This window comes from Lachnoclostridium sp. (assembly GCF_031997925.1).
Lineage (GTDB): Bacteria > Bacillota > Clostridia > Lachnospirales > Lachnospiraceae > Lachnoclostridium.
Map to the genome: position 1 here is coordinate 89,561 of NZ_DAMADT010000013.1, position 15,797 is coordinate 105,357.

At 33.2% G+C, this 15,797-nt stretch carries 15 protein-coding genes and 1 pseudogene; 3 read left to right on the forward strand and 13 right to left on the reverse strand.

Going from position 1 to position 15,797, the window contains the following annotated elements; genetic code table 11:
- Nucleotides 1–116 precede the first annotated feature (116 nt).
- From RTP52_RS10560 to RTP52_RS20400, 3 genes and pseudogenes are all read right to left on the reverse strand, one after another.
- A complete protein-coding gene (locus tag RTP52_RS10560) occupies nucleotides 117–743 on the reverse strand; it encodes a hypothetical protein (RefSeq protein WP_312371155.1) in 627 nt (208 codons plus the stop codon).
- Nucleotides 744–813: 70 nt separating this feature from the next.
- On the reverse strand, nucleotides 814–1,302 hold the full coding sequence (locus RTP52_RS10565; RefSeq protein ID WP_312371158.1) for a DUF3201 domain-containing protein: 489 nt from the start codon (nucleotides 1,300–1,302) through the stop codon (nucleotides 814–816).
- 242 nt (nucleotides 1,303–1,544) lie between these two features.
- A pseudogene (locus tag RTP52_RS20400) lies at nucleotides 1,545–1,655 on the reverse strand (ATP-dependent Clp protease proteolytic subunit); the annotation flags it as partial.
- A 190-nt stretch (nucleotides 1,656–1,845) separates the two neighbouring features.
- Between RTP52_RS20400 and RTP52_RS10575 the strand changes: the two are divergent.
- Both RTP52_RS10575 and RTP52_RS10580 read left to right on the forward strand, forming a co-directional pair.
- Nucleotides 1,846–3,144 carry a DUF4317 domain-containing protein gene (locus tag RTP52_RS10575; protein WP_312371159.1) on the forward strand — a complete coding sequence of 433 codons (1,299 nt, stop codon included), beginning with the start codon at nucleotides 1,846–1,848 and terminating at the stop codon, nucleotides 3,142–3,144.
- A gap of 161 nt (nucleotides 3,145–3,305) precedes the next feature.
- Nucleotides 3,306–4,007, forward strand: coding sequence for a (Fe-S)-binding protein (locus tag RTP52_RS10580; protein ID WP_312371161.1), 702 nt, complete (start codon nucleotides 3,306–3,308; stop codon nucleotides 4,005–4,007).
- 134 nt (nucleotides 4,008–4,141) lie between these two features.
- Here RTP52_RS10580 and RTP52_RS20260 read toward each other — a convergent pair whose 3' ends face one another.
- From RTP52_RS20260 to RTP52_RS10620, 9 genes are all read right to left on the reverse strand, one after another.
- Nucleotides 4,142–4,498: a nitroreductase family protein gene (locus tag RTP52_RS20260; protein WP_331661348.1), complete on the reverse strand. Its 357-nt coding sequence runs from the start codon at nucleotides 4,496–4,498 to the stop codon at nucleotides 4,142–4,144.
- Between the two features lie 20 nt (nucleotides 4,499–4,518).
- On the reverse strand, nucleotides 4,519–4,962 hold the full coding sequence (locus RTP52_RS20265; RefSeq protein WP_331661350.1) for a 4Fe-4S dicluster domain-containing protein: 444 nt from the start codon (nucleotides 4,960–4,962) through the stop codon (nucleotides 4,519–4,521).
- 122 nt (nucleotides 4,963–5,084) lie between these two features.
- Nucleotides 5,085–6,314 carry a hypothetical protein gene (locus RTP52_RS10590; protein ID WP_312371163.1) on the reverse strand — a complete coding sequence of 410 codons (1,230 nt, stop codon included), beginning with the start codon at nucleotides 6,312–6,314 and terminating at the stop codon, nucleotides 5,085–5,087.
- A 499-nt stretch (nucleotides 6,315–6,813) separates the two neighbouring features.
- The gene (locus RTP52_RS10595; protein ID WP_312371166.1) at nucleotides 6,814–8,046 is read right to left on the reverse strand and encodes a DUF4097 family beta strand repeat-containing protein; all 1,233 of its coding nucleotides are present in this window, start codon (nucleotides 8,044–8,046) and stop codon (nucleotides 6,814–6,816) included.
- Nucleotides 8,047–8,119: 73 nt separating this feature from the next.
- Nucleotides 8,120–9,517, reverse strand: coding sequence for a sensor histidine kinase (locus tag RTP52_RS10600; protein ID WP_312371169.1), 1,398 nt, complete (start codon nucleotides 9,515–9,517; stop codon nucleotides 8,120–8,122).
- A gap of 112 nt (nucleotides 9,518–9,629) precedes the next feature.
- Nucleotides 9,630–10,322: a response regulator transcription factor gene (locus RTP52_RS10605; protein ID WP_330694321.1), complete on the reverse strand. Its 693-nt coding sequence runs from the start codon at nucleotides 10,320–10,322 to the stop codon at nucleotides 9,630–9,632.
- Nucleotides 10,323–10,683: 361 nt separating this feature from the next.
- Nucleotides 10,684–11,595: a DUF2935 domain-containing protein gene (locus RTP52_RS10610; RefSeq protein ID WP_312105315.1), complete on the reverse strand. Its 912-nt coding sequence runs from the start codon at nucleotides 11,593–11,595 to the stop codon at nucleotides 10,684–10,686.
- Between the two features lie 269 nt (nucleotides 11,596–11,864).
- Nucleotides 11,865–12,230: a DUF3783 domain-containing protein gene (locus tag RTP52_RS10615; RefSeq protein WP_312105317.1), complete on the reverse strand. Its 366-nt coding sequence runs from the start codon at nucleotides 12,228–12,230 to the stop codon at nucleotides 11,865–11,867.
- 155 nt (nucleotides 12,231–12,385) lie between these two features.
- Nucleotides 12,386–12,571 (reverse strand): hypothetical protein, encoded by a 186-nt coding sequence (locus RTP52_RS10620; RefSeq protein WP_312105319.1) that lies wholly within the window; start codon nucleotides 12,569–12,571, stop codon nucleotides 12,386–12,388.
- Between the two features lie 303 nt (nucleotides 12,572–12,874).
- Here RTP52_RS10620 and RTP52_RS10625 point away from each other — a divergent pair, with 303 nt between their 5' ends.
- Nucleotides 12,875–13,489, forward strand: coding sequence for a uridine kinase family protein (locus RTP52_RS10625; protein ID WP_312105321.1), 615 nt, complete (start codon nucleotides 12,875–12,877; stop codon nucleotides 13,487–13,489).
- 308 nt (nucleotides 13,490–13,797) lie between these two features.
- Here RTP52_RS10625 and RTP52_RS10630 read toward each other — a convergent pair whose 3' ends face one another.
- Entirely contained in the window at nucleotides 13,798–15,720 is a 1,923-nt protein-coding gene (locus RTP52_RS10630; protein WP_312371173.1) for an ABC-F family ATP-binding cassette domain-containing protein, read from the reverse strand.
- Nucleotides 15,721–15,797: the final 77 nt, after the last annotated feature.

Sequence of the window (15,797 nt, forward strand, 5' to 3'; positions counted from 1 at the left end):
AATCATCAAGCAAGTTATTTCTTCCGGATTAGAAAAAGTTATGAAAAAAGAAGTATTGATAAAGCTAGATATCACGAAAGTTTATGAAACTATATCGATGCCCATAGCTTAATCTCTTAATACCAAGGTATTTCGCCCCAAATATCTTTATTTACTATCAGCTTATTAGATTCAACATTCTTATAAACAAATGGATTTGGAGTATTTTTATAAATCGACTTAAGCTTATTAGGAATAATCGCTGCATCAAAACTAAATACATCAGTAATCTCATCAATTAATGCTTCCCAAGAATGTCCATCAGAAATTTCATCTGTAAAAAATGTACCAGTCTCATGAAAATACTGAGACATTAGACACATAGTATCCCAGATGGGTTTCTTTACTTCATCCTTTAATTTAAAGGTTGCATAGTCTATAATTAATTCTTCTGTTTCGTATAATAAACATATCTCGAGCCATGGTTCAAATAGATTTGTGATAACCTGAGGTGTCCAACCCATAACATATGGTCTTATGTTAAGGCTAATATCATTATAATTTATTGATTGAGAATTAGCTTTACAACCAACATACATAAAGCCATCATCACTAACTTCCCAATCAAGGTCACTAAAACTATCTTCTAACATTAGTTGGTCAAAACCCAATTTATTTAACATATCAACAAACCGTGATAATATTCTTCTAAAATTTTTATGATTACATTTTACATATGTTTGAATGTGAGAATATTCAGGCAAAAATACACCTCCAACTTAGTTTTATTTATACATCTAAAGCTCTCCTGGAATACTTGAAGTATATCTATATTTAACTTTCTCTAAGACTTACCTTTTTTTGAATGTCCATCACCGTATTACCGATTTGTCCTACTGGCTCATCCATGGAAAAGAAAAAACTAATACCGATCGATTCTTCATTACTTATACGAATTCTTTCATGAATATCCTGTAATGACAATGTGTTATTATAAAAATCATTCAAGAAGTTCTCAACACCATATACTTCAAATCGATAAGGTTCAAACTTCCCAAAATCAAACGCCAATGCCTGCTCTCTGGTTACCACAATCTCAAGAAAAATATGATTGATATCGATACCAAGGTCACCTATTTGTTCAATTGATATTACGGGTATCGGATACTCCTCTGTAATCCATTCATCATTTACCTTAACACTATGTTGATTGTAATAACCACATCGGTATTTAAATCCATTTTCTTTTAAAAAATGAATCAATTCCTTCTTTTTTTGATTTATTTCTGAGTAAATCTCATTTAGCATATTAAGCATATCCATTTTAATTCCCCCGCATTTTTGATAATATTCTTAATTCTTATATTAACTAATTCCTAATAAATTATATAAAATAAGGAAATAAATAACAAGCATTTATATTTTCATACATAACTGAAATAGACAAAAAGCGAAATACCTGTAGTCATAACCTAAGTTAGCTACAGGCATTTGAGAAATGAGCTTTGCATTGGCGGTTTTTTAATCGCTAGTGCACAGCTCAAGCTTGTATCCCGCCAGATGGTTGATGTACTTCCACCTGGACTATTAATATAGAGCCTAATATCTTTTTTGGAATCTTCTGCTACTAAATATAGTAATTGGGCAATTACTAAACCAGCGCTAACATGATTTACTCTTATCTAGGTAAAAGTCTTAATAAAAAGAGCGGTTTTATCCTTCGCAAGTCTATAGAATCATTAAAATTTGCTACCTTTCACTAAAAATTTCATACATTATTTATCTAGCTTTGAATAGCAAATTTTTTTATTTTGAAGTATAATTGTTGGTAGATGAGTGTTGTACAGTTTTTTATCGGAGGTTCCTATGACAAAAAAAGATGTATTAGAATTAAAAAGACGACTTAAAAAAAATGAATGCACATTTACTAGAATGTGTGGTTGTTATGTAAATGCGGAAAAAGAAATCGTATTAAATCTTGATGAAACTTTCTTAAATTTAAAGGATGAGGAATTTTTTAAATACTTAGAGATAGCGAATAAAACATTATCTGGTACCGTAGGTAACAACTTATTAGAGCTTGAGTTCCCTCTTGAGGAAGAAAATGCAGGTGGTAAGCAGCAATTCCTTATGGGATTAAAAGAAAGTAAATTAAAAAATAGCGCTCTGCTAGAATCTTTCTATCAATTAATCATTGATAATTATGATTATACAGGGAATTATCTTATCCTTATTTTCCATGACTCTTATGATGTTATGACGAAAACTTCCGATAATGCTAAATTGGATGAATCAGAGGAAGTATATGATTATCTGATCTGTGCTGTCTGCCCTGTTTCACTTACAAAAGCAGGCCTTGGATATTTAGAGATAGAAAATCGAATCGGACCTCGTAATAGAGATTGGATTGTGAATGCACCTGATACAGGATTTGTATTTCCTGCATTCTCTGACCGAAGTTCTGATATACATTCCGTCTTATACTTTACAAAAGACACAAAAGAACCACATAGAGAGTTTATGGAATCGGTTCTAGGCTGTCCAGTGAAACAAACTGCTACCGAGCAGAAAAATACATTCCAATCAATTATCTGTAATGCGATAAATGATGAACAAAAAAGCGAAGCAGTATTCATGGAAATACAGGAAACACTGAATCAAATGGTAGATGAGCAATCTGAATATAAGGATACTAAGCAAGAACAAGAGCCATTACTTCTTACTAATGATTCTATTCAGGACATCCTTTCTACAAGTGGTCTACCAGAAGAGATTACAGCAAAAATCGAAACTTCCTATGCTGAAAATTTTGCTGATATGCCACCAGTAGTTGATCATTTGATTGACAACAAAGTACTTGCTGCTAGTGCACAAAAAAGAAAAGAGCAAGATCTTACCGAGCAAGTAATAAAATTACAGAAAAGATTAGATGAAGTAGCGATATCCCGTGAAAATGATAACATAACCGAACAAGTGGATTCTGATAACATAGATACCGAATCTTTTGATGATACCGCAAACAGTAACTTCGATGTTATCCTTAAAGTTAAACCACAAAAAATGCAACAAATCACTTCGCAAATCATAGATGGTAAAAAGTGCATTGTAATTCCGATGGAGGATAACGAACAAGCTAACGTAAATGGAGTAACTGATTTATTATAAGAAATTAATACTTAGCTGTTATGTTAAATGTCGTGCACAAAGGACTTTGTTAAATATAACTATGTCATGTTAATTTGTGTTGTACAATGACCTTGTTAAAGGAAGCCATGTCAAATTTTGCGGGTCAGTAAAATACTTATAAATAAAGGAGTAATATATACATGACAGGACTTCGACTTCCCAGTATCAGCCTTTCCCAGATTGACATAAATAACTGTTGGTTTAACCCAGGTTGTGCTTTGAGTGTTTACAAGCCTTATGCTAGTGATAAGATACTATCGCTCCTCAACCGTTATTTGGGACCGGTAAAGCTCCATAGCATCTGTTGCCATCACGACCCTGAACTCTCCAAGGGCGCTACCATCATCAACAACTGCGCTGGGTGTGATAGACGGTTTCGTTCTCTTTATGAAGGTATCCAGACCATCTCCCTATGGGAAGTACTAGACCAGTTGCCTGAGCTTCCACTTCCCCACTACGAAGAGCTGACTCTTTCAGTCCATGATTCCTGCTCGTTTCGCTCAAAGCCGCAGGTCCATGCCGCAGTGCGTAGTCTGCTCAACAAAATGGGTATTGAGATTATAGAATCCCAATTTAACGGAACCAATTCCATCTGCTGCGGTGACAACTTATATAACCGTGTCCCTTTAGAAGAGGTCCATAAATTCCAGAAAAAGCGTGCTGCCCAGATGCCTTGTCAGGATGTCGCTGTTTACTGTGTTTCCTGCATCAAGTCTATGACCATCGGTGGCAAAACCGCACGCTACATGGTAGATTTACTACTGGGCGAAGATACTGACCCTCAGGAGATTGATCTGGTGAAATACCATGATACAGTACAAACATATATTGATTCTCACTGACGCCTTTGAAGTCCCAATCTATATTGATTCACTTCGAAAGACCTTGTTGTCCTAATTATATTAAAAATTGCCGAAGTCCCGGGATATTCTTGGACTTCGGCATTTTTATTATTTTCAGCACTGAATCATTATTTTTATAACCAAGTAACCTTAGCATCATTACGCGGTACTGTTCTTAGATAGTTAACCTTTGGATAACCTATCGCTAGGCAAGAAATGATTTGTTCGTCTGCTTTTAGTCCTAAAAACTCTCTTATCTTTTGATTATCTTCTGCAGCTCGAACCGTAAATCCACTATAGAAAGTACCAAGCCCTAGCGCATTCGTCATTAATTCCATATTCGTGGAAGCTAATCCTCCGTTAATCGGTGTTGGCGATACTACTAGTATTAAAGCTGGAGCATTAAAATAGATTGTATCCTCAATATTTGGGTCTTTTTGATACACCTCATACATATCAACCCACATCTTTGCGTATTTTTTAATTGACATAGTTTCCGGGGTCAGATTTTCTAAAAAATATGGACCATATGATATAATCTTTCCATTACTAATAATCGAAGCTTATCAATATCTTTTCTGACTACAATATAAGAAACATCTTGAAGATTTCTAGCAGTTTCAGTAAAACGGCCTGCTTCTATTATCTTCTCTAGTTTCTCTATCTCCACCTCTTGATCTTTAAATTGCCTAATTGACCTTCTGTATTTAATAAAATTCAAAAGATTTTCCGGATCTATATGAAAGGTTTCTTCCTTATAATGGACAACTTCCTTCATTTTATTTTCTTCTGTTGTAACGGCGAACTTAGGGCATATAGCAATACAATGTCCGCATTCGATGCATATTTTATTTACTATAAATGCTTTGTTGTCTTTTAATGTTATACATCTGGCAGGACAATCGTTTATACATAGACCACATGCAATACATTTTTCTTTATCTACTATCATCATAGTTCTTCTCCTAATTGTTCCCTTTAATATAAAAAAGTATTTTTATTATAAATTCTTTTCTTCCTATGATTGCATACATTTTCATTTAATGCAACTAAGAACATCATTCTCACATCAGCTTATTAATTCCAAACCATATGATGGCCTCCAATCCATCCTTCTTTCCCGTCTTGGGTCCGTACCTTTATTGCTTGAGCTCCATCATCCTTGTCAAGAACAGTAAGTAATTCACCAAATTCCGGTTCATAAAAAGCACCTGGCAAATCTAAGGTTATATTGATAGGTGGACCCCAAGGAACATACTCTAGCTGTCGAAATAAGATATCATCATAGAATGCATGATATATCTTCCCAATCATATGATTGCTTGAAATAAAATTACCTGTCTTATAATCCAAATACCATAACAAAAAATCTTCATAACTTTCATCTTCAAAATATGTATTCCGAAAACTACCATTCCAGATGAATATCTTTCCATCTCCTGATACACCTACGATTTCTTCATATCCGGTGCCAACTGCTTCTTCCAGACATTTTCCATTCAATCTAAATAGTAATGAACTTCCATAACAATCTTCAAATTGAGTTGTATAGAATTCTACATAGTTATCCTCCAAATCAACATCACAAATTCCCACTTCAAAGTATTCATCCCAACATTCTGGATTGGGCTTAACAATTACTTTTTTATCTCCTAATGTAATTTCAAAAACTGTTTCTTTGGGTTCTAATATAGAAGTTTCTTCATCTCGTGTACCAAAAATACATCTTATCTTTAACACCTCTAACTTTTTATCTTTATTAAAATCATATATTATTTCTTTTTCTAATACAGCTGGCCATGACATATCATAATGATTATTATAGTCTTCTAAGCTAAAGCATTGATATAATTTACGATTTAATAAGGCATTATTGATATCATCAATACTTTTTTTAACTTCATCGCTTACATTATTAAGAGGAATCTCTCCATTACTCTTAGAATCTTCCATTACATATTTAGGAAACGCTTCTCCTTGACATTCTATGTTCTGTAGTCGTTCATCACCATCAGAATTGGACGCTGTTTTATCATCAGAATAATATCCTTTCTCTAGCTTTGAAATCTCCATCGGTAGCATTTCATACACAAACTCTAATTTTCTTAATAAAACTTCTTTTTGCTTACAAATAAAATCTGTAAAAACATCAAGCTTTATATTAGGTTCTAAAACAGCAGCATCTTGTTGTTCTTCTAGTGGCATCTTTTGTTGTACTTCTTGTTGTACTTCTTGTTGTTTTTCATTCTTTCTACAGCCTGATATTATAAACACAAGAAAAATAAGAACTATAAAACTTTTTTTCATACATGCCCCCCAATTTAATTACCTAGTCTCACGAATTTTATTAATATAAGCATCGCTTTAAGATTAAATTAAATACACCATAATTCAGGTATAATTTGTAGAAAGGGATATAGCGCTTTAGCCTCTCGTACATAACCATATTCCTTAATCCCTTCAATTATCACACCTTGCAATATGTAAATTAATTCCATTATATATAGATTTAATAATAATTCCAAGAGACTTTTAATTAAAGTTAAACTTTTTGTAGAACAAATTAAAGTTACTTATATTTTTCATTTCGTCCAAATATATAATAACTAAATTATTATATATGTCCTATTACCTTTATTAAATTCCTAATAATAATAAATATGCCGAAGCTCTAGGATATTTTAGGGCTTCGGCATATTTATTACTTTCTGAACTGAATCTTTACTTCTATAACCAAGTAACATTAGAATCTAACATTTTACAAACTTGTTCTGTCTTGTACATAAGCAGTTTTGATAACCTTTAGTTATTTTTCAAAATTAATATCTATATCACCCAAACTGGCAATCAGATCAATCGTACGATTGCCTGCATTTGTTTTCTCATAGCTTCCACCTAATTTTTTATTATCTATAGTAATAGCTCCTAAAGTAGTTACAATATCATAAGAATAATCTGTTTCTTTTCCTTTTAATTGTAACCGCATGGCACCAAGTGCTACAACAGAATTTAACTCTTCTATATCGCCATTCTTGATATATAAACTACCAAGAGAAAGATTAATATCGCATGCTTTCATTACTACATTGTCTAACGAAAGCGCTCCATTTGCTAGGTTCACAGTGCTATCCTTCGCTGATATATTGGCAATTCTCACATCACCTAACGCATTATTTAATTGAATATCCTCTAACACTACCCCTTTCGGAACAGTAATTGATATTGTACTTACCTTGATGTTTTTATTATCTTTTGTTTGTGAATTTAGATAAAGTGTATTCCCCTTTATACGATAATCCACTGAATAATTTTGTCCGTAAAAGCTTGCCTGTACAGAATATACATCACCACTAATTACTTCACAATCAACATAATTCCCTAAATCCAAAACTAGTTTGGAAAATTCAGCGATGTTTTTTTCATCAATCTTTCTCTCCACTGTACTTGAGTCTGATGAATATAAAGTCCAAACTCCACTATTGGCATTCTCTTGTTGATATAATTTACTACTGGTAACCTCTCCATTTAATCCATTTACTTGTATCTCAAAACGTTTCGTGTTATTTAGCAGTACAACTCCTGTAAAGTATTTTCCAGTAACAGTATTTGTAGCGGACAGCGTAATTTTCGGTGCCGTTACCTTATCTTCTACTAATTTATCAACTTCTTCTAAAACTTTCTTAGCTGCTTGGTCCTTAGTAATGTTAAACCCTTCAGTAGAACCTTTTTCAAAAACGATTTCTAAATCGTCAGTGTTTAATTCGCTATCCTTTGTGGAATTATTTTCACTTAGAAGATTGCTATCTTTTGATGTATTGTATTCATCCGATGGTTTATTACCCTTTGGTAAACTGCTGTCTGTATCGGATGTGTGATCTTTATTATCTGAAAGTTGCATATTCGAACTTATCATAGCTTTTTGTTCCACCTGATTAAGCTCTCCATTGGCATCTTTCTTTAGTGCTAATACAAAAACTGTGATTACTACTAACATTATTCCTATGGCTGAAATTGCTGTTATTAACTTATTTCTCTTCATAATGTATTCCTCCAATTATTTTGATAATTGAAGTATAACAACCGAAGGTAATTATACTTCAATCAAAAAGTAATCAAGTGGTAAATAATATGGAAACTTTTGTTCCTTTTCCTAATTGAGATTCCAAAGTTATTCTGGCATTATGATATTCTGCAATTTGTTGACATAAGGCTAACCCTAGACCAACACCACCATTTTTTCTACTCCTCATCTTATCCACTCGGTAAAATGGTGTTGTAACCTTCTCTAACTCAGATGGGTCCATTCCGACTCCGGTATCTATTACTTCAATTATAGTACCTTCTTTGTTCTCTAGAAAATTCACAATAATCCCCCCACCTTTATCGCAGGCACGAAATGCATTTTCTATTAAATTAGTTAACAGCATTTCAAGCATTTCTTGATTACCATGTAATCTTTTAATTTCACTCTGGAATTTTAAGCATATCTCGTTTGGAGAAATTCGTTTGTTAAATAAGTACTGCAATCTCTCTATCATTGCACTGGTATCGATTTCTTGATATTCTATCATCTCTTCGCGAATACTTGCCATCTTTAATAGAGTATTGCTTAATTTATTTAGTCGTTTTATTTCAGAACTGGTATACTCTAATACTTCAATTCTTTCCTCTTCGCTCACATTAGCCATCATCAAATAATCCATATAGCCAAGAGCGGCAGTAAGTGGTGACCGTAACTCGTGAGCCATGTTGTCAATTAATAGCTTTCTGGATTCGCTTTCTTTGCTTAAGGCATCCACTTTTTGTGAAATACTTTTACTCATACTGTTGAACTGTTCAGCTAGCTCTCCTAGCTCATCCTTGGTATGTAACTCAATTCGGCTATCAAAATTTCCCTCAGCAATAACCTTTGTTGCCTGCGATAGTACCTTTAGAGGTTTCATTAATGTTTTTATTATTATAAATAGAATTACTGCCAGTAAAAGCATAAACAAGAAATCCAGTCCTATCATAAGTTGAATCATCGTTTGTCTTGCCTTTATAACATTCTCCATAGAAGTTGCCAATACGATGGTGTATGAATCATATGGTTCTGATACATTACCTGCAACAAAAATATAAGGTTCGCCCTCAATTTCTCGTATCACAATGTTTTGAATATAATTATTAAGCCGTAACTCTCCTCTATCTCCTTTTACCTCTAACTTATTCTCGCTAAATAATTTCTGATTGTTCCATAATTCCAGATAGATTCCCTGTTCCTCATAAAAATTCTGGTAAACCTGAAAGTTTAGAATCACAGAATCATAGGTAAGCGTATCATTCTTCTCAACATTAGATAAATCCTTATAGAAGGATGTACTTACAAACTGCTGGTCAGTAGCAGCGCGCTCCTTTGCACTTTTTATCTCTTCCTTATAGTTTAGCTGTATTACAAAATACATAGCTATATTAAAGAAAATAGCCACAATGATCAATACTATCAGATATATCTTTTGCCAAACTCTCATTCTCAGCCTCTGTTCTGGCGCTTAGGCGCCTTTCCTTACGATTGTAGCTTTTTTCTCCAACAAGAAAAACATGTTTATTTAATTTATCGTAACATAAATAAAAAGCAGTTACTTACACCTCCATACGATACCCTAACTTATATACTGTTTTAATATGTTCTTCTAGTGTTAGCTTTTTTCTTAACTTCTGAATATGTACATCCACTGTTTTGGTGTCTCCCACAAAATCATAACCCCAAGCCTTCTCTATCAATTGTTCTCTACTAAGAGCCAAATTTTTGTTAATAACGAGTACTTCTAACAAATTAAATTCTTGTGGTGTAAGCTCAATTTCGCTTCCTCTTCTCTTTACTACCTTACTTTCTAAATTTATTTCAACCTCGCCAACTTTAGTAATTGATTCACTTTTCTGATTTCGGCGAAGTACTATATTGATTCTGGCTATTAATTCAAGCATCTCAAAAGGTTTAACAATATAATCCTCTGCTCCCGAGGTTAATCCCCTTACTTTATCATCAATATGATCTTTGGCTGTTAAAAATATTGTTGGCACACCATTTATCTTATCCATCACATCAAAACCAGATAAATATGGCAGCATGACATCAAGTAGAATTAAATCATAGTTGCGACTTTCTATCATCTGTAACGCTTCTTTTCCATCGTATGCTTGATCTATGTGATGGCCAACCATCGATAGATTTCTTTTTATCATATCATTAATCATTTCTTCATCATCTACTACTAATATTTTTGCCATAATACTTCCCTCTTCTTTTCCATAACCGCCTCTACAACCTACCATGCTTTCCCATCTTCCTTATTTTATACTGATTTCATGTATGTAGCAAGATTGATTTGAAAAAGCATTTTGATTTGAAAATGTCATTATGTTATTCGTACTAGTTTTCTTAACACATATATTGATTAATCAAAATTTTAAGTTTTTTGCGCCATTTGATTTATATACCTTATTTTTAAGTATAGCACGGAAAGTGTTGAAGTTGGTGCTTCCAAGAGTCCTTGTAGTTAGTAACATTAAAAATGCCGAAGCTCCGGGAAATTACGGACTTCGGCATAGCTATCATATTCTGCACTAATCTTTATTTCTTTAACCAAGTGACCTTAATAAATCTTTGCCTAAAACAACGGTCAAATTGAATAATTTAATTGCATACATCTTGTTCCAATATTCTAATATAGTGATTTGCTTCCCTTAAAACATGATCTGCTAATAATGGAAGTATAATGCTACGAATCTCACAATCATTGATACCTTTTGTTCCTGCAAGCTTAAAATCACGATACTTTAGAGTCTCTTCTAAGGTTTTACAAGTCAAACCTTCCATTGTCCTATCCGTCATCGTTCTAGCTTCTTCTAATAAATTTGCATATCCATTTGCAAAATCGTCTGCTGTCATAATCAAATCATTTTCAGTTGGATCTAACAGTCCCCTAATAAATAGAGCATGTTCCATCATTATTTGATTCCAGAACAGCTCAACATCTCTTAGATCTTCTTGAACACATTCTTTCCCGCTCTCTAAATACATAATATATTTTTGATATAATTTCGCCTCACGTATAATATGCTCAATGAGTAGAGGATAATTCATAGTAAACATACAACAATTTAATACATTTTTTAGAATATTCTCTTTTAGGCATATCAACCCTTCTAAAAGCTCTAGGCTACGACAATTAATTTGCCTTACAGCATTAACTACGCTTCTGTCAATACATCTTTGTTGATTCATACACTTCAAGAACTCTAATTCTCGTTTTGTTATATTTGTGTTGATACAACTACCAGTAAACCTTGCTGACTTTATTTCAGAAGGAAGTGTATAATCTGTAACAACTTCACCTGACTCAAATACACAAGGCCCTACAATACCTTCACTACAACAAACTACCTGACTCAATAAATCTTCAAAAGCTTCCTTAAAACGTCTGGCTTCTGCCATATAATCGCAATCGGCTTGTGTAAATCCAACTTCTAAGAAAAAAGAATGTTCTTTCATTATTCTTGCAAAAAATAAGTGAATTTCCAATGACGAAATAACGTAATACTCCATAATTACTCCTAATTCTATTAATACTCACCTTATACAATATGCGCTCATTACTAATATCGTGATAGAAATGATTCTTACAACTACTTCAATTTATTATTTTATTATTAATCACCAAGAAAAAACACGCTTCGCGAACTTTTTCTTGTCATGAATAAAGCCTAACTATCTAATACCAAAAACAAAAATAGAGCCGAAATATCATTTATTGATATGTCAGCTCTATCTTTCTTATCTACTTATTCTTTCTCATCTACTTATTCTTTCTCATCTTACTTATTCTTTCTTGCTTCAATCTCTTGTCTTTCCTTCTCCATCTCCTGGTATAACTCTAAAACATTCCAGCTTAGATTCGTTGGTGTTAGAACTGCTTTATAAGTTGTGGTTATTTTCTGACTTCTTAATCGGTATAACACCTGATCAATTTCTGAATTGTTAAGCCCGCACATTAGTAAAAGGCTGCCTTGAGGCAGTTCACCACTATAAGGGGGTTCCTCTTCTTTACTTCCATTAAGAAGGCTCTCTACTGTTTTATTAAACTTTTCATTTGGTATAGACTCAACACGTAAACGCATTGTAGCAATCGCCTGCTTCACTTTCAAAGGGTTGTCCACTTGGAATAGTAATATTTTTTTCATTGATACTTTCCTTCTTATCTTTCTTTTTAGTTTTATTGTAATACATATTCACTAGAATCGCCAAGTATCTTTTCACGAATTTCTTACTATCCTTTTGTTATAACAATTACTTTTTTAATAAAATCTTCGAAATATGAAGCGAATAATGAGATTGATTATTCTGATTTATCGTCTATATTCTGTGTTGAATTTTTACTAAACTTGTGACCTGCTGAAGTAGGAGTTTCATCACCGCTTACATAATCATTGGAATTATAATCTGTGCTTTTATGGATGATAGAATTTCCATTTCCTTTACCAGCATTCTTTTTATTACTAGCATTTGAATTTATATTCTTCATAATTTTACCTCTTTCTGTATTTTCATTATTCTAAACTTTACTACAAGAATATTGTTTACCAATCCTTATGAAGTATACTTTTTTTGCTGTTTTAAAAAGAGTATTACTGGTTTCATGCTAACCATACCTTTCTATCTGCAAATCATTTAAAATATTTAATTAATAAGCTATGTTTTAAAGCAATTTGAAAATTGATTTAGCTTTGTAAATAATGTTATAATTAGCATATAGGTAGAATGTGATTGGTATATAGTTGTAGTTAATTATAAATAATACCTACCTTGATGGAAGGATTAGTAAGTTATGAATTATAAAAGTATTAAAGGAACATTTACGTCATTTGAACAATTATTAAACGTCTTGGAAAATTTACAAAGAAAGCAGTCTACCCTTTTAGTAGGAGTGGATGGTTGTGGAGGTTCTGGTAAAAGTACATTTGCAAAAGAATTTGAAAAATTAAGTCCCAAAATAACAATTGTACATATGGATGATTTTTGTTTACCATCATGTTCAAGAATAAATGGCACATCAGAAGAAAAACCTATTGGTGCAGATGTTGACTGGCAAAGATTAAGAAAGCAAGTGTTAGTACCATTAGCAAATAACCAAGAAGGAAACTATCAACGATATGATTGGTGTTCTGACTCATTAAGTGAGTGGCACAGAGTATGTATTGGTGGAATTATAATTATTGAAGGTGTATATTCAACAAGAAAAGAATTAGATGATTTTTATGATTTTAAAATTTTCGTTGATTGTCCAAAAGAACTGCGATTAAAAAGAGGAATTGAACGTGATGGTGTAGAAGCAAAAGATCTATGGGAGAAAATTTGGATGGTAGCGGAAGATAAATATATGATGGAACATAAACCGTATGAACGAGCAGATTTAGTAGTGGATGGCTGTGGAGATAATTAAGTATAGTATCTATAAAAACAGATAAAGAGAACTGTTGAAACGAATACTCGGAAGTAGCTTCGATGCTACTTAGTGGGAACTTTAACACCTACCGAGACTAAGATGCCCCCGCTTTCGCTTCGCAATAAGCGAGGGACATCTTCTGTAAGATTATATTGTAAATTTCTAGATATACATTTTTCTCTATTTAGAACCTTTATATATCTACCAGTTATCGATGTGTAAAGAGGGACTTCTGTCCTCATCAACTGTCCTATCACCCTAATTACAATAACCTCTGAGTATTTTATCTGACTTGTTAATTTCTCTTAAACCAAGCCTGACCACTCAATCAGCAAATCATTTAGAATTTGCTCTTCCTTATTGATGGTTTCTTGAAGTTCACTAAGCTTTTGATAATCCGTAGCTATTTCAGGATCACTAAACTTAAGTTTAAGCTTATTTATTTTTTCTTCTAAAGCGGAGATCTCATTTTCTATCTGAACTAATCTTCGTTCCTGCTTTGCTTTTTCCTTCCCGTTAAGATAAGATATCTGCTCGCTTGTCATTGTATTTTGTAAGCAAATTGTCTCTGATAATTTATCCCTATTCTCATCTCTAAGAGTACCTGTGTCACTTAACAAGCTCTTTTCTTTCTTCTCAAGGTATTCTTCATAACCATATGGATAATAATTGACCTCCCCGTTCTCAAAAATGAGTAAATTATCTGCAACACTACGCACGAAATAACGATCATGCGACACAAAAAGAAGAGTTCCCTGATAGCTTTTCAACATGGATTCTAACATTTCTTTTCCTATCATATCTAAATGATTGGTAGGTTCATCAAGAATCATCAGATTCGCCTGCCGTTTCATTAACTTTGCTAAGGATAGTCGGACCTTTTCACCTCCGGATAGCTGATTTAATGGTTGAAAAACATCATCACCAGTAAATAAGAAATTTCCTAATATGGTTCTTACTTCTGTTTGCGTTAGCTTTGGATAAGTGTCCCAAAACTCCTCAATCACATTTTTACTCTCATCCAAGTTAAGAAGCTCCTGATCAAAATAAACCCAGTCCACATCCCTGCCAAACTTTAACGTTCCTCCAAGAGCATCTATCTGACCAACAACGGACTTTAATAATGTTGACTTTCCTTTCCCATTCTCACCAATGACTGCAAGTTTTTGCCCCTTCTTTAATTCTAGAGAAACACTTGCTAACACTTCTTCATAGCCTATCTTTAACTCTTTCACTGTTAGAACCTCTTTTCCAGATTCTATATTCGGCTGAAGCTTTGCATGCATAGCTTTTGTATCAAAGCGCAGTGGTTTTGGAATCTTAACCATATGCTCAATCTGCATTTGCTTAGAACGTGTCATAGCTACCTTAGTCGGCGTATTCTTCCACTTCTCTATAAAAATTGTAAGTCTCTCGATTTCTTTTTGCTGGGCTTCGTAATCTTTGCATTGTTTCTCATAATCGAGACGTTTACGTTTCAAAAATTCAGTATAGTTACCAGGGTAACGTTTCATCTTTTTGTGCTCAATTTCATAAGTTACATCCACAATTCTGTCTAAGAACATACGATCATGAGAAACTATTACCACTGCATGATTATACTTTTTTAGGTAACCTTCTAACCACTCAATCATTGGCATATCTAAATGATTGGTTGGCTCATCTAGTAACATAATGTCTGGCTTACTAAGTAGTAATTTCACAAATGCGATTCTAGTTTTTTGCCCCCCTGAAAATGTTAGAATTTGACGGTCTAAATCAGACAAATCAAAACCAAACTTCGTAAAAATCTGTTCTATCTCATATTGATAGGAATAGCCACCAAGTCTTTCAAATTTATCAGAGACCTTTGCATATTGTTCTAGGATTTTCTCGCTTACTTCCACTTCCATAAGACCTGTTAATTCATTCATCTTATCTCGCAAAGTAAAGATTTCCTCATACACCTTTAGTAATTCTTCTCTTACGGTTATCGTTTCTTTTTCGAAACTGATCTGCTCCAAATATCCAATACTAGGTGAACCATCTGCTTGAATGAAAAACTCTTCATCACTATCTAAATTATCTACCTCAAGTTTACCGGCGATTACTTTAAGTAATGTTGTCTTCCCACAACCATTTCTACCTACAATCGCTATCTTTTCTGTATTTTTAATTTCCATAGAAACACCGTCTAGTAATCTGTTTCCTGGATACCCGATAATTGCATTCTTTATTTGATAAACCATATCTTTATTCTCCTATTTGTCAATAAATCGAGTAGGAGGAAATTTCCCTAACTGAGAAATTTCCGACCTCTCACACC

Bases quoted from the DNA above. Each gene is read 5' to 3' on its own strand.
- RTP52_RS10565 (WP_312371158.1), bottom strand. From the start codon at position 1,302: ATGGATATGCTTAATATGCTAAATGAGATTTACTCAGAAATAAATCAA.
- RTP52_RS10575 (WP_312371159.1), top strand. From the start codon at position 1,846: ATGACAAAAAAAGATGTATTAGAATTAAAAAGACGACTTAAAAAAAAT.
- RTP52_RS10580 (WP_312371161.1), top strand. From the start codon at position 3,306: ATGACAGGACTTCGACTTCCCAGTATCAGCCTTTCCCAGATTGACATA.
- RTP52_RS20260 (WP_331661348.1), bottom strand. From the start codon at position 4,498: ATGTCAATTAAAAAATACGCAAAGATGTGGGTTGATATGTATGAGGTG.
- RTP52_RS20265 (WP_331661350.1), bottom strand. From the start codon at position 4,962: ATGATGATAGTAGATAAAGAAAAATGTATTGCATGTGGTCTATGTATA.
- RTP52_RS10590 (WP_312371163.1), bottom strand. From the start codon at position 6,314: ATGAAAAAAAGTTTTATAGTTCTTATTTTTCTTGTGTTTATAATATCA.
- RTP52_RS10595 (WP_312371166.1), bottom strand. From the start codon at position 8,046: ATGAAGAGAAATAAGTTAATAACAGCAATTTCAGCCATAGGAATAATG.
- RTP52_RS10600 (WP_312371169.1), bottom strand. From the start codon at position 9,517: ATGAGAGTTTGGCAAAAGATATATCTGATAGTATTGATCATTGTGGCT.
- RTP52_RS10605 (WP_330694321.1), bottom strand. From the start codon at position 10,322: ATGGTAGGTTGTAGAGGCGGTTATGGAAAAGAAGAGGGAAGTATTATG.
- RTP52_RS10610 (WP_312105315.1), bottom strand. From the start codon at position 11,595: ATGGAGTATTACGTTATTTCGTCATTGGAAATTCACTTATTTTTTGCA.
- RTP52_RS10615 (WP_312105317.1), bottom strand. From the start codon at position 12,230: ATGAAAAAAATATTACTATTCCAAGTGGACAACCCTTTGAAAGTGAAG.
- RTP52_RS10620 (WP_312105319.1), bottom strand. From the start codon at position 12,571: ATGAAGAATATAAATTCAAATGCTAGTAATAAAAAGAATGCTGGTAAA.
- RTP52_RS10625 (WP_312105321.1), top strand. From the start codon at position 12,875: ATGAATTATAAAAGTATTAAAGGAACATTTACGTCATTTGAACAATTA.
- RTP52_RS10630 (WP_312371173.1), bottom strand. From the start codon at position 15,720: ATGGTTTATCAAATAAAGAATGCAATTATCGGGTATCCAGGAAACAGA.